Below are 15,600 nucleotides of genomic sequence, written 5' to 3' on the forward strand. Positions count from 1 at the left end.
CGGGTCTTGACTCGGACAACGCTTGTCGGAGTAAACTCGGATACGACTTATCCGAGTAAAGGAGAGAAGACGTGAAGATCGTCATTTTCGGGAACGGACTGATCGGACGGCAGGTCGCGGCCACGCTCGGCGAGACCGGGCACGACGTCGTGGCACTCGGCCGCGCAGACGGAATCGACACGACCACCGGCAAGGGCGTCGCGGAGGCCGTCGCGGGCGCCGACGCGGTGGTGGACCTGACCAACTCGCCGTCGTGGGCGGACGACGACGTCCTGGCATTCTTCCGGGACTCGACGAAGCACATGCTCGCCGCCGAGGAGGCCGCCGGCGTCGGGCACCACGTGGTCCTGTCGATCGTCGGCGCCGACCGGCTTCCCGACTCCGGATACATGCGGGCCAAGGTTGCGCAGGAAGACGTGGTCAAGGCCGGTCCGGTGCCGTACTCGATCGTGCGATCGACCCAGTTCTTCGAGTTCATCGCGGGCATCGCCGACGCCGGGACCGTCGGCGACACGGTGCACGCGACGCCGGCGCACCTGCAGCCCATCGCCTCACGCGACGTCGTGTCGCGGGTGGCGGAGGTCGCCGCCGGCTCCCCGTTGAACGGTACCGTCGAGATCGCCGGTCCCGAGCCGCTGGGCATCGACGAACTGGTGCGCCGGCTGTTCGCGTCGACCGGAGACAAGCGGTCCGTGACCACCGACCCCGCCGCCGGCTACTTCGGTGCGCAACTCGACGACGCGGCCATCACGCCGACACCCGGCGCCGGCGCCTGGATCGCCCCGACCACCCTGGACGAATGGTTGCGCAAATAGGGTCGTGAGCATGAAGATTTCCGGTGGTGTGGAGTGGTCGCTCCACTGCTGCGTCGTGCTCAGCCAGGCCGAGGGTCCGGTGCCGACCGCGCGGCTGGCAGACCTGCACGGGGTGTCGAAGTCCTATCTCGCCAAGCACCTGCAGTCGCTGGCACGAGCCGGCCTCGTCCACCCGACCGAGGGCCGCGACGGCGGGTACGTCCTCACCCGCGCCCCCGGCGACATCACGGTGCTCGACGTCGTGCAGGCGGTCGACGGCGATGCGCCGGCATTTCGGTGCACCGAGATCCGGCAGCAGGGGCTGCTCGCCGCGCCACAGGAACAGTGCACGACCCCCTGCGGCATCGCGAAGGTCATGGCCGGCGCCGAGCGTGCGTGGCGGGACACGCTGTCAGGTGTGACGATCGCCGATCTCGCGGCCACGCTGGACGTCACCGTCCTCAAGGCGACACTGGACGCTTCCGGGTAGCTGCTCGATCCGCGGTCCCTGTTGCCCCGGAGCGCGACCTCGGCGAAGACTGAACTCATGGCCGGCACACGGGGCGATGCCGAGTACCACCGGCTGCGGACCCCACGGGCCGCAGCCGTCGCCGGCGTCGTCTTCGGTGTCCTGTTCGCCTCCAGCATCGTCCTGCTGCGCAGCGCACTGCCGGGCGCCGCGGGCACCCCGTGGGTGAGCCACCAGACTCAGATCACGACGGCTCTGGTCCTCGCGCCCTTCGCGGGCATCGCGTTCCTGTGGTTCATCGGCGTCGTTCGCGACCGGCTCGGAGACCTCGAAGACCGATTCTTCTCGACCGTCTTCCTGGGCAGTGGGCTGTTGTTCCTCGCGACGACCTTCGTGTCGATGGCACTCGCCGGTGGAATGCTCGCCATATCCCGGCTGCCCAACGCTCCGCAGAATGACCTCGTCTACTTCGGTCGCGAGGTGATGTTGCACATGAACAACGTCTACGGAGTTCGCATGGCCGGGGTGTTCATGATCTCGCTGGGGACCATCTGGCTCCGCACCGGGCTGATGCCGCGATGGCTGGCCGTCGCCACCTACGTGCTGTCACTCACGCTCCTGGTGGTCGTCAGCTTCAGTCTCTGGGTGACGCTGGTGTTTCCGGCGTGGGTGATGGTGATCAGCGTGTACATCCTGACTGTGGACCGACCGGCGTCGGTGCCGCCGGACTGACGCCGGTCGGCGCCACGAGGTTCTCACCCGGTGCGGGTGATGTGGCCGGGACGTCCCGCGAGCATCGTCAGGATTGCGATTCCCCCGATGATGCGAGGAGAGACAGATGACGGACGCGAAACCCAACATTCTGGTCATCTGGGGCGACGACATCGGTATCACCAATCTCAGCTGCTACAGCGACGGGCTGATGGGCTACCGCACACCGAACATCGACCGCCTCGCCGACGAGGGGATGAGGTTCACCGATTCCTACGGGGAACAGAGCTGTACCGCGGGCCGGGCGTCGTTCATCACCGGGCAGAGCGTGTACCGCACCGGGATGAGCAAGGTGGGAATCCCGGGAGTCGACGTCGGATTGTCGCCGGAGGACCCCACCATCGCCGAACTGCTCAAGCCCCTCGGATACGCCACCGGGCAGTTCGGGAAGAACCATCTCGGCGACCTGAACAAATATCTGCCGACCGTGCACGGGTTCGACGAGTTCTTCGGCAACCTCTATCACCTCAACGCGGAGGAAGAACCCGAGCTCCCCGACTATCCCAGCGCGCAGGACTATCCCAAACTGCACGAGGTGATGATGCCGCGCGGCGTCCTCCATTGCTGGGCCACCGAGGAAGATGCCGGCGAGGTCGATCCGCGGTACGGGCCGTTCGGGAAGCAGCGCATCGAGGACACGGGGCCGCTGACCAAGAAGCGCATGGAGACCATCGACGACGAGACGGTCGCCGCGGCAATCGACTTCATCACGCGGCAGAAGGAGGCTGAAACCCCGTTCTTCGTGTGGATGAACACCACGCACATGCACCTGCGGACGCACACCAAACCGGAAAGTGTCGGGCAGGCCGGGCACTGGCAGTCGCCGTACCACGACACCATGGTCGATCACGACAAGCACGTCGGCCAGTTGCTCGACGCAGTCGACGAACTGGGTCTTGCCGAGAACACCATCGTCATCTACAGCACCGACAACGGCCCGCACGCGAACACGTGGCCGGACGGCGCGACCACCCCGTTCCGCAGTGAGAAGGACACCAACTGGGAGGGCGCGTTCCGCGTCCCGGAAGTGATCCGATGGCCGGGCAAGATTCCCGCCGGCGTGGTCTCCAACGAGATCGTTCAGCACCACGACTGGCTGCCCACCTTCCTCGCCGCCGCGGGTGCGCCCGAGGTCGTCGAGCAACTGAAGAGCGGTCACGACGCCGGCGGCAAGAGGTTCAAGGCGCACATCGACGGCTACAACCTGCTCCCGTATCTCACCGGTGAGGTCGAGAAGTCCCCGCGACGGGGAATGGTCTATTTCTCCGACGACTGCGACGTGCTGGGCATCCGTTTCGACAACTGGAAGATCGTGTTCATGGAGCAGCGGTCGCAGGGCACCCTCGGACTGTGGGCGGAGCCGTTCACTCCACTGCGGCTACCGAAACTGTTCAACCTGCGCACCGACCCGTTCGAGCGGGCCGACATCACGTCGAACACCTATTGGGACTGGTTCCTCGACCACGACTACATCGCGATCTACGGAACGGTCATCACGACTCAATTCCTCGAGACGTTCAAGGAATTTCCTCCGCGGCAGGAGCCGGCCAGCTTCACGATCGACCACGCGGTGGCGAAGCTGCACGCCTTCCTGTCGAAGGACTGACCGGGATGGGCGCCGGACTGGGTGGTTCCTGGGCGGACGGATCGACGCGGTCCGCGATCGAGGACTTCGTCGGACGGGTGACGGCGCGGGGGCCGGACTTCGTCGAGCCTGCGGACCGGGTGGCCGTCTTCGACAACGACGGCACACTGTGGTGTGAGAAGCCGATGCCGATCCAACTCGACTTCACCATCCGGCGCCTGGCGGAGATGGCCGCCGCCGATCCCGAACTGCAGCAGACGCAACCCTGGCAGGCCGCGCACGAGCACGACCTGACATGGCTGGGCGCCGCGATGGTCAAGCACTATCACGGCGACGACGCGGATCTGAAGCTGTTGATGGGTGCGATCACCCGGGCGTTCGACGAGGTCAGCGTCGAGGACTACGACGCCCGCGTCACCGCATTCTTCGACGGGGCGGACCATCCGACGCTCGGCCGGCCGTACCGGGGCTGCGGATACGCACCGATGGTCGAACTGCTGCGCTACCTGGAGGCGAACGAATTCACGACCTACCTCGCATCCGGCGGTGACCGGGACTTCATGCGCCCGATCGCCGGGCAGCTCTACGGGGTGCCGCCCGAACGGATCATCGGCAGCGCACTCGGCCTCACCTACCGCGCCGAGGAAGGCCGAACGGAACTGCTCTACAAGGCGGCGATGGACTTCTTCGACGACGGACCGGAGAAACCGGTCCGGATCTGGAGCAGGATCGGGCGGCGGCCGATCCTGTCCGTCGGCAACTCCAACGGCGACCTGCCGATGCTGGCGTTCTCCGGGCTACCCGACCGCCCGTCCCTGCGGGTGCTGATCCTGCACGACGACGCCGACCGCGAGTTCGACTACGTCGCCGGCGCCGAGCAGGCCCTCGAAGAGGCACGAGCGAACAACTGGACCGTGGTAAGCATGAAGAACGATTGGACGAGCGTGTTCTCGCCGGCCGTCACCTGAGCAGTCGGAAGGGGAGAATTCGTGGACACCGTGACCTTTTCCGACGTCCGTCTCATCCCCGCCCAGACGTTCACCATGGGCTCGGATCGGCACTATCCGGAGGAGGGTCCGGCGCATCGGGTGGCGGTCGACGCGTTCGCGATCGAGGCGTACCAGGTCACCAACGAACAGTTCACGACGTTCGTCCGGGACACCGGTTACGTCACGGTCGCCGAGCGTCCGCTGGACCCGGCTGACTTTCCCGGGGCTCCGGCGGAGAATCTGCAACCCGGGTCGATGGTGTTCACCCCCACCCGCGGGCCGGTCGATCTCCGTCACCTGAGCCAGTGGTGGACCTGGACCGTCGGCGCGTCCTGGCAGCACCCCACCGGGCCGGCGTCGACGATCGCCGGCTGCGAACGGCATCCCGTCGTCCACGTCGCCCACGAGGACGCGGCCGCGTACGCACAGTGGGCCGGACGGTCCCTCCCCACGGAGGCGCAGTGGGAGGCCGCGGCGCGCGGCGGTCTCGACCAGGCCGAATTCACCTGGGGCGACGCCCCGGACGCCGGATCCCCGCCGCCGGCGAACTACTGGCACGGGGACTTCCCGTGGCGCGCCGACCCCGGGTACGGCACCACGACCGCCGTCGGAAGCTATCGGCCCAACGGCTACGGACTGTTCGACATGGCGGGAAACGTGTGGGAGTGGACCGCCGACTGGTACGCCGATCGGCACGACGACACCGCGCAGTCGTGCTGTGCGCCACGCAATCCGCGTGGACCCGGCATGGCGGAGAGCTTCGACCCGCGTCAACCCCAGTTCCGGGTTCCGCGGCGGGTGATCAAGGGTGGATCGTTCCTCTGCGCCGACAGCTACTGCCGCCGGTACCGGCCCGCGGCGCGGCGGCCGCAGATGGTCGACACCGGGATGAGCCACATCGGATTCCGCTGCGTCGAGGCCGCGCCGGGGTCAGAGTAGAACCAGCACGGCGAGGAGCGCGAGCAGTGTGACGACGCTGGAGGTGACGACGGCGGCGAACGTCGCCGGCGCGAATACCCCGGATTCGATCTGCCTGCTGATGACCCGGTATCGGTAGGTGCCGTAGGCGGACACCAGCAGGCCCGCGCCGATCAGGATGAATCCGGCGGCAATGGCGTGGTCGCCGCGGTGCGGGGCGAACTTCGCCACCGCCACACCGAGTGCGGCGACACTGATGCCGGTGCGATGCCACGCGAGATAGGTGCGTTCGTTCGCGAGGTGGTCGCGCGCGGTGCTGCCCGTGTTCGGCTGCGTGGGGCCGAAGATGTCGCGACTCATGCGCCGCCGCCCAGGAACCCGATCTCCGACAGGCTCGACTGGAATCCGGAATCGACCGGGGACAGGCCCGAGATCCACACGAGGACGCGGGTGGTGGGTGCGGGGGTCCGGGCGGCGATCCGGGTGACTCCGGGCGCGAGCGTGGCGGCGCCGAGCAACTGGGTGTGGCCGATGTTGGCCCAGGCGGCGGGCGCGGTCCGGATCTCGACCCTGGTTCCCGGCGTCGGTGATTCGATCCAGACGGTCCGCAGATCGACGGGCTTGGGGAACGACACGATCAGGCCCACGCCGCCCTTCGTCGGCGGCAGTTGCTGCGGGTAGCGGTCGGTGGCCCAGAACGTTGCCGGGTTCGCGTCGACCGCGAGCGACGCCCTCGTCCCGTTGTCGGGGAAGTGCTGGGGGGAGTAGACGACCGCGGACGACGGGATCAGCGGCGTCGGGTCGGGTTCCGGCGCGGGCGCGATCTCGCTGAGCGTGCTGTCCGCGACGGCCGCGGGCGGTGCGTCCGACGCGGTGAACGCGGTGCTGATCGCCCACCCGGCGGCGCCGAGGGCGACGACCACGGCGAGCGCGGCGCTCATCGCGGGAAGCGGCGCCCGCGGTCGGGCCGTCCGGTCGTCGGGCCTCGGGCGGATCTTCTTCGGGGCGAACGCGGGTGCCGACCGTGCCCGCGCGTCCGCCAGCATTCGATCGAGGGCGTCGACCACCGCCTGCGCGGTGCCCATTCCGGGTTGGCGGGTGAGGGCGTTGACGGCCACGTCGGACAGACGGTGGGGAATCGTGGGCCGCACCCGATGCGGCGGAACGACGGAACCGTCACCCCGACGACCGGCCGGGGGAAGCCCGGCAGCGAGCGTGTCGCCGGACGACGGCAGCGGCCACGTGCCGAGCAACAGCGCGTACAGCAGCGCGCCGAGGCCGGCGACGTCGTCGGCCGTGCTGTCGTCGGCGAGGGTGGCGGGGAAGGCGAGGACCGCGAGTCCGTCCCGGGAGATCCGCACCCGGTTGGGATGATCGAGCGAGATCCGGGCGCCGAAATGGTGCGCGTCCGCGGTGGCGGCGGCGAGGTCGCGCACGATGCGCGCAGCGTCCAGCGGCCGCGGCACCGTACGCGCGATATCCGCGACACGCCATCCGGGCGTCCATTCCGCGACCACGGCGATCCGGTTGCCGACCGCCTCGATGTCGTAGACCTGCGCGATCCGCCCCTCGTGGCTGAAGCTGGTCCCGGTGGTGTTCCGGCAGAACCGCGCCACCGGATCCGGACGGGTATCGGTGTCGCGGAGGTGCGCCGAGTCGACGAGGCTGAGCGAGACGTCCCTGCACAGTTCGGTGTCGTGCGCGTGCCACCACTGCACCCAGTCGGGTGCGGCGAATCGTCCTAGGAGTGTGTATCGAGTGGCGACGACCATGCCCGGGGCGAACGGATCCCGGTCCTGCGGCGAATGCGGCGGGACCCCGGACACCGGCATTGCTGTCATCTACTCTCCCGGGCTCTCCCCGACCCCGAAAACTTCTGTCGGGCAACTGTCACCCGGCAGCAGAGCAGATGTTCGCAGCACCGGGCCCAGGTCTGATCATCCTCGGATACGGCGCGAATCGGGTGCTTTTCGGCCGACCTAGCCGAGGACGTGTTCCGCGTACCGCGCGACCGCGAGTACGAGGTCGTCCGAATGCCGGGGGCCGATGATCTGCAGGCCCACCGGAAGACCCGCCGACGTGCGGCCGACCGGGATGCTGATCGCCGGTTGCTGCGTCAGGTTGAACGGGTACGTGAACGGCGTCCACTGCGGCCAGCCGGTGAGATCGCTGCCCGGCGGCACGTCGTAGCCTGCCTCGAAAGCCGGAATGGGGACGGTGGGTGTGAGCAGGACGTTGTGCGTCAGATGGAATTTGCCCATCGTGATGCCGATGTCCGCGGCGACCGCGCGAGCGTCGAGATAGTCGACCGCGCTGAACTTCTCGCCCCGTTCCCAGACCTTGCCGAGGCCCGGGTCGACCTTGTCGCGTGCCCCGTCCGGGAAGTTCTTCAGCATGGCCGCGGCCCCGGCCGCCCACAACAGTTCGAACGCGTCGATCGGATCGCCGAACCCGGGGTCGGCGGCGGTGACCGGCAGACCCGCGGCGTCGATCGCCTGCACGGCCCGGTCGACGATCGCCCGGACCTCCGGATCGACGGTCACGTAGCCGAGCGTGGGGGAGTACGCGACGCCGAGTCCGACCACGTCGCGGCCGATCTCGCCGCGGAACGTGGTCGGGAACGGGGCGAGCGACGTCGGGTCGCGCGGGTCGGGCAGCGCCAGGATGTCCATCAGCAGTGCCGCGTCCTCGACGGTGCGGGTGATCGGGCCTGCGTGCGCCAGCGGCCCGAACGGGCTCGCCGGGAACAGCGGGATCCGGCCGTGGGTGGGCTTGAAACCGACGACGCCGCAGAACGACGCGGGGATCCGCACACTGCCGCCGCCGTCGGTGCCGACGGAGCAGGGGCCGAGACCCGCCGCGACCGCCGCGGCACTGCCGCCCGAGGAACCACCGGCCGTCTTCGTCGGGTCGGCCGGGTTGCGGGTGATCCCGCACAGGGCGCTGTCGGTGACGGCCTTCCAGGCGATCTCGGGGGTCGTCGTCTTGCCGAGGAACACCATCCCGTCCTCACGCAGCCTGGCGGCCACGGGACTGTCGACATCCCACGGCTGGTCCTCGTCGACGGCCTGCGATCCGCGGAGCGTCGGCCAGCCGTCGGTGAGGAAGATGTCCTTGATGGAGATCGGGACGCCGTCGAGCAGCCCCTTGGAGTACCCGGTGTTCCAGCGCTCCTCGGACTTCCGGGCCTGCGCGAGCGCCCGCTCCTCGTCGACGAGGCAGTAGGAGTTGATGGCGCGATCACGCTCGGTGATGGCGTCGAGCATCGCCTGCGTCGCCTCCACCGGCGAAAGTTCTCCGGACGAGTAGGCCGTGACCAGTTCGACGGCGGTCATGTCGGTGGGATTCATGAGAACTCCTTCAGCCTGGACGTTCGGGCCCTGTCATCATCGGCTCGGTACGTACCCGAGGTGCTTGTCAACTACGTTCTCGAGCGGGTACCCCGTCACCCAGCGTTCGAAATTGTCGGTGAACACGGTGACGAGGTCGTTGCGCCAGCCGGCGAAGTCGCCCGAATTGTGGGGCGTGATCGACACGTTCGGCATGTCCCAGAGCGGATGGTCCGCGGGGAGCGGTTCCGTGTCGAACACGTCGAGCGCGGCGCCCGCGATCGTTCCCGCCCGCAGCGCGGCGACGAGGTCGTCGGTGCGCACAAGCTCACCCCGTCCGACGTTGACGAAGCGGGCGCCCGGCTTCATCGCGGCGAACGTCGTATCGCGGAACAGGTGGCGGGTCTGCTCGGTGAGCGGGGCCACCGCGATCACGTAATCGGCGTCGGCGAGTTGCTGCGGCAGATCTTCGGTGTCGGTGACCGTCCCGAAGTCGGGATCGGCACCCCGGGCGGTGCGACCCGATCCGCTGACCTTCATCCCCGCGGCGCGGAGAAGCCGGGCGATCGCGCGGCCGATGGGTCCGGTGCCGACGATCAGGGCGGTGCGGCCCGCGATCCGCTCGGATTCGCGGTGCTGCCACGTGTGGGACTGCTGGAGTCGCAGCGAACCCGGCAGATCCTTCGCGAACGAGAGGATCTGGGCGAGCACGTACTCGGCGATCGCGCCGTCGAACACGCCCCGGGAGTTGGTGATGGTGACGTCGCTGTCGCGGGCCTCGGGGAACATGACGGGATCGACGCCGGCCGCGGCGATGTGCAGCCACTGCAGGGAACCGGCGGCATGCCACGCTCCGGGCACCGCATCGGTGAGGAAGTCGTAGAGAAACAGCACGTCCGCGCCGTCGAGGGCGTCGCTCAGCCCCGCCTTGCCGGTGTAGCGAACTTCGGCACGGGACGCGACCGGTGCCATGAGTTCGTCGCTCGGCAGAACGTGGGCATGTAGCACCGCGACGATCGGGTTCCGACTCACGTTGACACCGTAAGAGTAACTCGTATGATTGTCAACAATCTGATAATGCTCGGGCGCGGCCGAATCGAAGGTGAGGCCTGGTGTTGGAACTGAACATTCCCGAATTCGAAGGGCCGATCGCGCAACGGGGAATAGGCATCATCGCCCCGTTCGACTTGGCGCTCGAACGTGAACTCTGGCGGTGGGCTCCCCTCGAGGTGAGCCTGCATCTGGCGCGCACGCCGTACGAACCCGTGCCCGTCAGCCTGGAGATGGCCGAACTCGTGTCCGAGCGAAGACACCTCATGGCCGCGACGCGCGACGTCCTGCACGTCGAGCCTGAGGTCGTGGCGTATCTGTGCACGTCGGGAAGTTTCATCAAGGGCCTCGAATACGAGCGGACGCTGTGCGACGCGATCTGCGAGGCCGGCGCCCAGCACGCGGTCACCACGTCCGGGGCGCTGGTCGAGGCGATCGAACACCTCGAGCTGAGCAGGCTTTCGGTGATCACACCGTACGACGCCCCGCTGACCGAACGGTTGCACGCGTTCCTGAACGAGGCGGGCACCGAGGTGGTGCGTTCCGATCACCTCGGGCTCGGCGGCGGCATCTGGAAGGTCAACTACCGCACGATCGCCGAGCGGATCATCGCGGCGGACGACCCCCGGTCGGAGGCGATCTTCGTCAGCTGTACCAACCTGCCGACCTACGACGTCATCGCGCCGCTCGAACAGGAACTCGGCAAACCGGTGCTCACCGCCAACCAGCTCACGATCTGGGCCTGTCTCGGCCGGATGAAACTCCCCATGACAGGGCCCGGCAAGTGGCTCCGCAACGTCTTCTGACACACCCTCACTACACGGAACGAGGAGAACGCATGACGAGCACGCCGACCCCCACTGTGGGATTCATCTACCCGGACCACGCCGCCGAAGACGACTACCCCTTCGCCGCGGAGATGCTCGGAGTGGATCTGCCGGTCGTGCACATCTACGGCACCGACCTGCACGCCGTGCCCGAACTGCTCGACCTCGGAAGTCCCGAGAAGCTCGCCGGCGGGGCCGCGCTGCTTGCCGACGAGAAGCCGGACGCCGTCGTGTGGGCGTGCACGTCGGGCAGCTTCGTCTACGGCCCCGACGGCGCGAAGCAACAGGCCGAGACGCTCGCCGCGGCCACCGGTGTGCCCACGTCCAGCACCAGTTTCGCGTTCGTCAACGCCCTGCACGCCCTCGGGATCACCCGGGTCGCGGTGGCCGCGAGCTACCCGGAGGACGTCGCGAAGCTGTTCGTCGAATTCCTCGCCGCCGCCGGCATCGAGGTGCTGTCGATGTCGAGCGCGGGGATCGACACCGCCGCCGAGGTCGGTCAGCTCAGCCCCGAATCCGTGGTGGAACTCGCGGTGGAAAACGACCACCCGGACGCCGAAGCCCTGCTCATCCCCGACACGGCCATGAGGACGCTGGGTGCGCTGAGTACTCTCGAGCAGCGCCTCGGCAAGCCGGTCCTCACGGCAAACCAGGTGACCATCTGGGAAGGCCTGCGTCTTGCGGGCCACACGGCGGTGCAACCGTCGTTAGGAACCTTGTTCGAGAAAGGCCACAGTCATGGCTCTGACTGACCTGGAACCCGTCAGTCGTCAATCGACTGCCGAATTCATCGCGGACCGCCTGCGGGTCGCCATCATGAAGGGTGCCCTCGAACCGGGTGCACAGCTGGGCGAGGCGGAACTGGCCGCGCACTTCCAGGTCTCGCGCGGACCCCTGCGCGAAGCCATGCAGAGGCTCGTGTCCGAGGGCATACTGCACAGCATCCGTCACCGCGGGATCTTCGTGACGGAACTGACCCTCGACGACGTCGTCGACGTGTACCGCAGCCGGTCGGTCATCGAGCGCGGGGCCCTCGAGATGATTCTCGCCGACGGTCGCCGGGAAGCCACCTACCTGGCGCTCGAACCCACCGTCCTCGTGATGCAGGCCGCGGCCGAGCGCGGCGACGCCGCCGCCGTCTCGGACGCCGATCAGCAGTTCCACCAGATCCTGGTGGAGAGCGCGCAGAGCCCTCGGCTCATCCGCGCGGCGCGGACGCTGCTGATCGAGACCCGGATGTGCCTGGGTGCGTTGCAGACCACGTACGACGACATCCGCGAGCAGGCGCAGGAACACGCGACCCTGCGCGAGGCGATCCGGTCGGGCACGGCCGGCGAGGTGCAGAAACTGCTCGCCGAACACCTGGACGACGCCGTCCAGCGGCTCCGCGCCGATCAAAAGACTCTGTCGTCGTAGCGACAGTGAAGTAGAGGTAACTGCCGAGGAGGGGCAATGACTCAGGTAGCTGAGGTTCAGGGATTCACCAACAGTCACGATCGCTACCCCACTCGGATCGCCTCCGGTCCGTCGATGCTCCAACGGAACGAACCCGCAGTCTGGGGAAAACCCTCGGACGGACCTTTCGACGCGGCCGCCCTCGCCGGACACGAGGCACGCGGCTTCACCATCGTCGACAACGTCCTGGGCGCCGGCGAAGTGACGTCGTGCCGGGAGGAGCTCGACCGGCTGTCCCGGGATCCGTCGATGAGCGACAGTGGTCGCGTCATCACCGAACGCGGCACCGACGAGGTCCGGTCCGTCTTCGACGTCCACCGGCGCAGCGACATGGTGGCCGCGCTGATCCGCGACGGCCGGATTCTCGACCGCGCACGGCAACTCCTCGGCTCCGACGTCTACATCCACCAGAGCCGAATCAACTCCATGCCCGGTTTCAAGGGCACCGGTTTCTACTGGCACTCGGACTTCGAGACCTGGCACGCGGAGGACGGTCTTCCCGTGCCGCGGGCCGTCAGCTGTTCGATCACCCTCACCGAGAACTACCCGTTCAACGGGTCGCTGATGGTGATGCCCGGTTCGCACAAGCGGTTCGTCCAGTGCGTCGGCGCCACCCCCGAAAACAACTACACGTCCTCCCTCGTCGAGCAGGAGGTCGGGGTTCCGCGCCGGGAGGACGTGACCCGGATGGCCGCGGAATTCGGGATCGACCAGTTCACCGGTGCTGCCGGCACCGCGCTGTGGTTCGACTCCAACGTCATGCACGGGTCGGGCAACAACATCACGCCCTACCCGCGGTCGAATCTGTTCCTCGTGTTCAACAGTGTCGAGAACACGCTCGTCGTACCGTTTGCCGCACCGCGGCCACGGCCGGAGTACATCGCGTCGCGCGACTTCACGCCGCTGTCCTGAGGTGAGTGGCAAAGTGTGCTCCCGCACGCTTTGCCACTCACCTAGGCGGGGAGCTCGTGCAGGGCGCGGGCGAGGTGGGCGAGTTCGGGAACCTCGGCGGCCCGGTCCAGCGCCGACTCCAAGGTGGCGTCGTGGGTCGGACGCGCCTCGTCCAGCGCCGCCCGGCCCGCGGGCGTGAGTTCGGTGTAGATGCCGCGACGGTCGTCGTCGCACAGGATCCGCGTGAGCAGCCCGCGGTTCTCCAGCCGGTTCACCAGCCGGGTGGTGGCGCTGCTGCTCAGCGCGGCCGCGCGGGCGAGCTGAGCCATCCGCATGTGCCAGCCGTCCTGGCGGCTCAGTGCGTCGAGCACCGTGTACTCGACCACCGATAGGTCGTGGCCCCGCTGCAGGGCGCGTTCGAGTTCTGCCTCGAGTAGACCGTGCAGGGCCGCGAGCGTGCGCCATCCCTGCGACCGGATCTCGACGGCGTCGTCAGCGACTGCCATGGCCACCTCCTGTGGATACGAGTGCCAGGTCAGAATACCAGCTTGCGCACATATCAGGCGTGTGCAACTATTTATGACGCGCCTGCAACTAATGCAGACGCGGTATTCGAGCTAGCGCTCTTATCTCCCAGATCTGTATGAAAGGAGTGGCTGCGATGCCACTGGGTCTACTCGCTCTCGCAATGGGCGGCTTCGGGATCGGTCTCACCGAATTCGTCATCATGGGACTGCTGCCGGAAGTGGCGGCCGATTTTCAGGTGACCGAATCGGTGGCCGGCTACCTCATCTCCGGCTACGCCCTCTCCGTCGCCATCGGAGCCATCGTCATCACCGCGGCGGTCACCCGCTTCGACCGCAAAACAGTCCTTCAGTCGCTGATGGTGCTGTTCATCGGCGGCAACCTCCTGTCGGCGATCGCCCCGACGTACGAGGTCATGATGGGCGGACGCGTCCTCGCGGCCCTGTGCCACGGCGCGTTCTTCGGCATCGGATCGGTCCTCGCCGCCGACCTCGTGACCGCGAGCAAGCGGGCCGCAGCCATCGCGACGATGTTCGCCGGACTGACGATCGCCAACGTTCTCGGCGTCCCGTTCGGCACGTTCCTCGGCCAGCAGTTCGGCTGGCGCTCCACGTTCTGGGCCATCACCGTCATCGGCGTCGTGGCGTTGATCGGCATCACCGCGTTGGTGCCGTCCGTGTCCCGTGCGGCGGACGCACCGGAACCTGCGGGTCTGCGCAGCGAACTGCGGGCCTTCCGGAACCCGCAGGTGTGGTTCTCGATCGCCGTCACCATCCTCGGGTTCGGCGGCATGTTCGGTGCGTTCACCTACATCGCGTTCACCCTCACCGAGGTCGGCGGATTCGCGTCGACGAGCGTGCCGTGGCTCCTTGTGCTCTTCGGCGGCGGCTTGTTCGTCGGCAACGTCCTCGGCGGCCGCGCCGCCGACAAGGCGCTCACCCGCACGCTGACCACTGTCCTCGCCGTGCTCGCCGTCGTCCTCGTCGTGTTCGCCCTCACCGCAGGCAGCAAGCCGATGACGATCGTCGCTCTCTTCCTCATGGGACTCTTCGGATTCGCGACCGTCCCCGGACTGCAGATGCGCATCATGAACTACGCGGCGCAGGCGCCGACCATGGCATCCGGCGCCAACATCGCCGCCTTCAACGTGGGCAACGCACTCGGAGCCTGGCTCGGCGGCATCACCATCGCCGCAGGGCTCGGCTTCACCTCGCCGATCTGGATGGGAGCGGCACTCACCGTGGCCGCGCTCGCCGTCCTCCTCGTCGCCACCGCAGTCGACCGTCGGTCGAAAGTTGATTCGGTGGAGGACGATTCGGCGGTCCTGCCGGTCTAGCGGTCGAGCCGTCCGGGGCGGATGCGGAGTACGCAGCCGGATCCCGCCCTCAGTGCATTCACTTTTCGGTCGATGTGTTCAATAATGAGCACGATCGGCGTTCGAGTTGAGCGTCTGTGGATGATCGGACGTGCGAGCCCTCGCGTGCGTCGTCGCAGCGCCCGCCGTCCCGCACCGCCGTCCATTCTCACGTGTCAGGAAGTCATGCTTCGCGAACGACCCGTGCAGCTGCCCCGGCCGTTGATCTCGGAATGGGACTGGCAACGGAACGCCCGCTGCCGGTCGGTTGATGTCGACGTGTTCTACGACGGCGAGACGCTGTCGGAGGTGGCCGCCAAAGCTATCTGCGCCGACTGCCCGGTGATCGAGGAATGTCGCGACTACGCGATCACCGCGAATGAGCCGCACGGTATCTGGGGTGGACTTTCGCCGTCGGAACGCGTGCAGCACCGCTGGCGGCAGGGTGTGGTTGTCCGCGTTGGGCTGACTCGCCAGTGCACCCTCTGAGGGGTTGCCTCTCGGAAGACCCTCGCGCGTCGACGGGGCCCGTGTGCCCAGTCGGCGCGCTTTCGTGTGCGCGGCGAGTCCCGCCTCGACGACGATGCCGCCCTCGGCTCGGTGGGGGAGTCGACCCCTGCTGTCTGCTCACGCGACCGGAGGG

17 protein-coding genes are annotated in these 15,600 nt (G+C 67.8%); 12 read left to right on the forward strand and 5 right to left on the reverse strand.

Going from position 1 to position 15,600, the window contains the following annotated elements:
- Positions 1-71 precede the first annotated feature (71 nt).
- The 6 genes from I1A62_RS32335 (at position 72) to I1A62_RS32360 (ending at position 5,547) form a co-directional block, all read left to right on the forward strand.
- Entirely contained in the window at positions 72-815 is a 744-nt protein-coding gene (locus tag I1A62_RS32335) for an SDR family oxidoreductase (RefSeq protein WP_219456380.1), read from the forward strand.
- Positions 816-825: 10 nt separating this feature from the next.
- Positions 826-1,284 carry an Rrf2 family transcriptional regulator gene (locus tag I1A62_RS32340; protein WP_124394400.1) on the forward strand — a complete coding sequence of 153 codons (459 nt, stop codon included), beginning with the start codon at positions 826-828 and terminating at the stop codon, positions 1,282-1,284.
- 57 nt (positions 1,285-1,341) lie between these two features.
- A complete protein-coding gene (locus tag I1A62_RS32345; RefSeq protein WP_124394401.1) occupies positions 1,342-1,995 on the forward strand; it encodes a hypothetical protein in 654 nt (217 codons plus the stop codon).
- A 106-nt stretch (positions 1,996-2,101) separates the two neighbouring features.
- A complete protein-coding gene (locus I1A62_RS32350) occupies positions 2,102-3,640 on the forward strand; it encodes an arylsulfatase (protein ID WP_219456382.1) in 1,539 nt (512 codons plus the stop codon).
- 5 nt (positions 3,641-3,645) lie between these two features.
- A complete protein-coding gene (locus I1A62_RS32355; RefSeq protein ID WP_124394403.1) occupies positions 3,646-4,587 on the forward strand; it encodes an HAD family phosphatase in 942 nt (313 codons plus the stop codon).
- A 75-nt stretch (positions 4,588-4,662) separates the two neighbouring features.
- The gene (locus I1A62_RS32360) at positions 4,663-5,547 is read left to right on the forward strand and encodes a formylglycine-generating enzyme family protein (RefSeq protein ID WP_257890981.1); all 885 of its coding nucleotides are present in this window, start codon (positions 4,663-4,665) and stop codon (positions 5,545-5,547) included.
- On the opposite strand, the gene I1A62_RS32365 is transcribed toward I1A62_RS32360, so the two are convergent.
- From I1A62_RS32365 to I1A62_RS32380, 4 genes are all read right to left on the reverse strand, one after another.
- On the reverse strand, positions 5,539-5,886 hold the full coding sequence (locus tag I1A62_RS32365) for a YidH family protein (RefSeq protein WP_095863124.1): 348 nt from the start codon (positions 5,884-5,886) through the stop codon (positions 5,539-5,541). The genes I1A62_RS32360 and I1A62_RS32365 overlap by 9 nt on opposite strands.
- Positions 5,883-7,367 (reverse strand): hypothetical protein, encoded by a 1,485-nt coding sequence (locus I1A62_RS32370; protein WP_124394405.1) that lies wholly within the window; start codon positions 7,365-7,367, stop codon positions 5,883-5,885. Before I1A62_RS32370 ends, I1A62_RS32365 begins: the two co-directional genes overlap by 4 nt.
- Before the next feature lie 138 nt (positions 7,368-7,505).
- A complete protein-coding gene (locus I1A62_RS32375; protein WP_124394406.1) occupies positions 7,506-8,876 on the reverse strand; it encodes an amidase in 1,371 nt (456 codons plus the stop codon).
- Positions 8,877-8,912: 36 nt separating this feature from the next.
- Positions 8,913-9,887 carry a D-2-hydroxyacid dehydrogenase gene (locus I1A62_RS32380; RefSeq protein WP_219456385.1) on the reverse strand — a complete coding sequence of 325 codons (975 nt, stop codon included), beginning with the start codon at positions 9,885-9,887 and terminating at the stop codon, positions 8,913-8,915.
- An 80-nt stretch (positions 9,888-9,967) separates the two neighbouring features.
- Between I1A62_RS32380 and I1A62_RS32385 the strand changes: the two genes are divergently transcribed.
- The 4 genes from I1A62_RS32385 to thpD are packed head-to-tail and all read left to right on the forward strand — an operon-like array spanning position 9,968 to position 13,099.
- The gene (locus I1A62_RS32385) at positions 9,968-10,711 is read left to right on the forward strand and encodes an Asp/Glu/hydantoin racemase (RefSeq protein WP_124394408.1); all 744 of its coding nucleotides are present in this window, start codon (positions 9,968-9,970) and stop codon (positions 10,709-10,711) included.
- Positions 10,712-10,743: 32 nt separating this feature from the next.
- Entirely contained in the window at positions 10,744-11,484 is a 741-nt protein-coding gene (locus I1A62_RS32390) for an aspartate/glutamate racemase family protein (protein WP_087562034.1), read from the forward strand.
- On the forward strand, positions 11,471-12,148 hold the full coding sequence (locus I1A62_RS32395; protein ID WP_206007171.1) for a GntR family transcriptional regulator: 678 nt from the start codon (positions 11,471-11,473) through the stop codon (positions 12,146-12,148). Before I1A62_RS32390 ends, I1A62_RS32395 begins: the two co-directional genes overlap by 14 nt.
- Positions 12,149-12,184: 36 nt before the next feature.
- A complete protein-coding gene (gene thpD / locus I1A62_RS32400) occupies positions 12,185-13,099 on the forward strand; it encodes an ectoine hydroxylase (RefSeq protein ID WP_219456387.1) in 915 nt (304 codons plus the stop codon).
- 41 nt (positions 13,100-13,140) lie between these two features.
- Here thpD and I1A62_RS32405 read toward each other — a convergent pair whose 3' ends face one another.
- Positions 13,141-13,584 carry a MarR family winged helix-turn-helix transcriptional regulator gene (locus tag I1A62_RS32405; protein WP_012691665.1) on the reverse strand — a complete coding sequence of 148 codons (444 nt, stop codon included), beginning with the start codon at positions 13,582-13,584 and terminating at the stop codon, positions 13,141-13,143.
- Positions 13,585-13,739: 155 nt separating this feature from the next.
- On the opposite strand from I1A62_RS32405, the gene I1A62_RS32410 reads away from it, so the two are divergent.
- Both I1A62_RS32410 and I1A62_RS32415 read left to right on the forward strand, forming a co-directional pair.
- Entirely contained in the window at positions 13,740-14,939 is a 1,200-nt protein-coding gene (locus tag I1A62_RS32410; RefSeq protein WP_219456389.1) for an MFS transporter, read from the forward strand.
- A gap of 204 nt (positions 14,940-15,143) precedes the next feature.
- Positions 15,144-15,446 (forward strand): WhiB family transcriptional regulator, encoded by a 303-nt coding sequence (locus I1A62_RS32415; protein WP_124394413.1) that lies wholly within the window; start codon positions 15,144-15,146, stop codon positions 15,444-15,446.
- Positions 15,447-15,600 lie beyond the last annotated feature (154 nt).

It is taken from the genome of Rhodococcus sp. USK10 (assembly GCF_019378875.1).
GTDB classification, from domain to species: Bacteria; Actinomycetota; Actinomycetes; order Mycobacteriales; family Mycobacteriaceae; genus Rhodococcus_F; species Rhodococcus_F pseudokoreensis.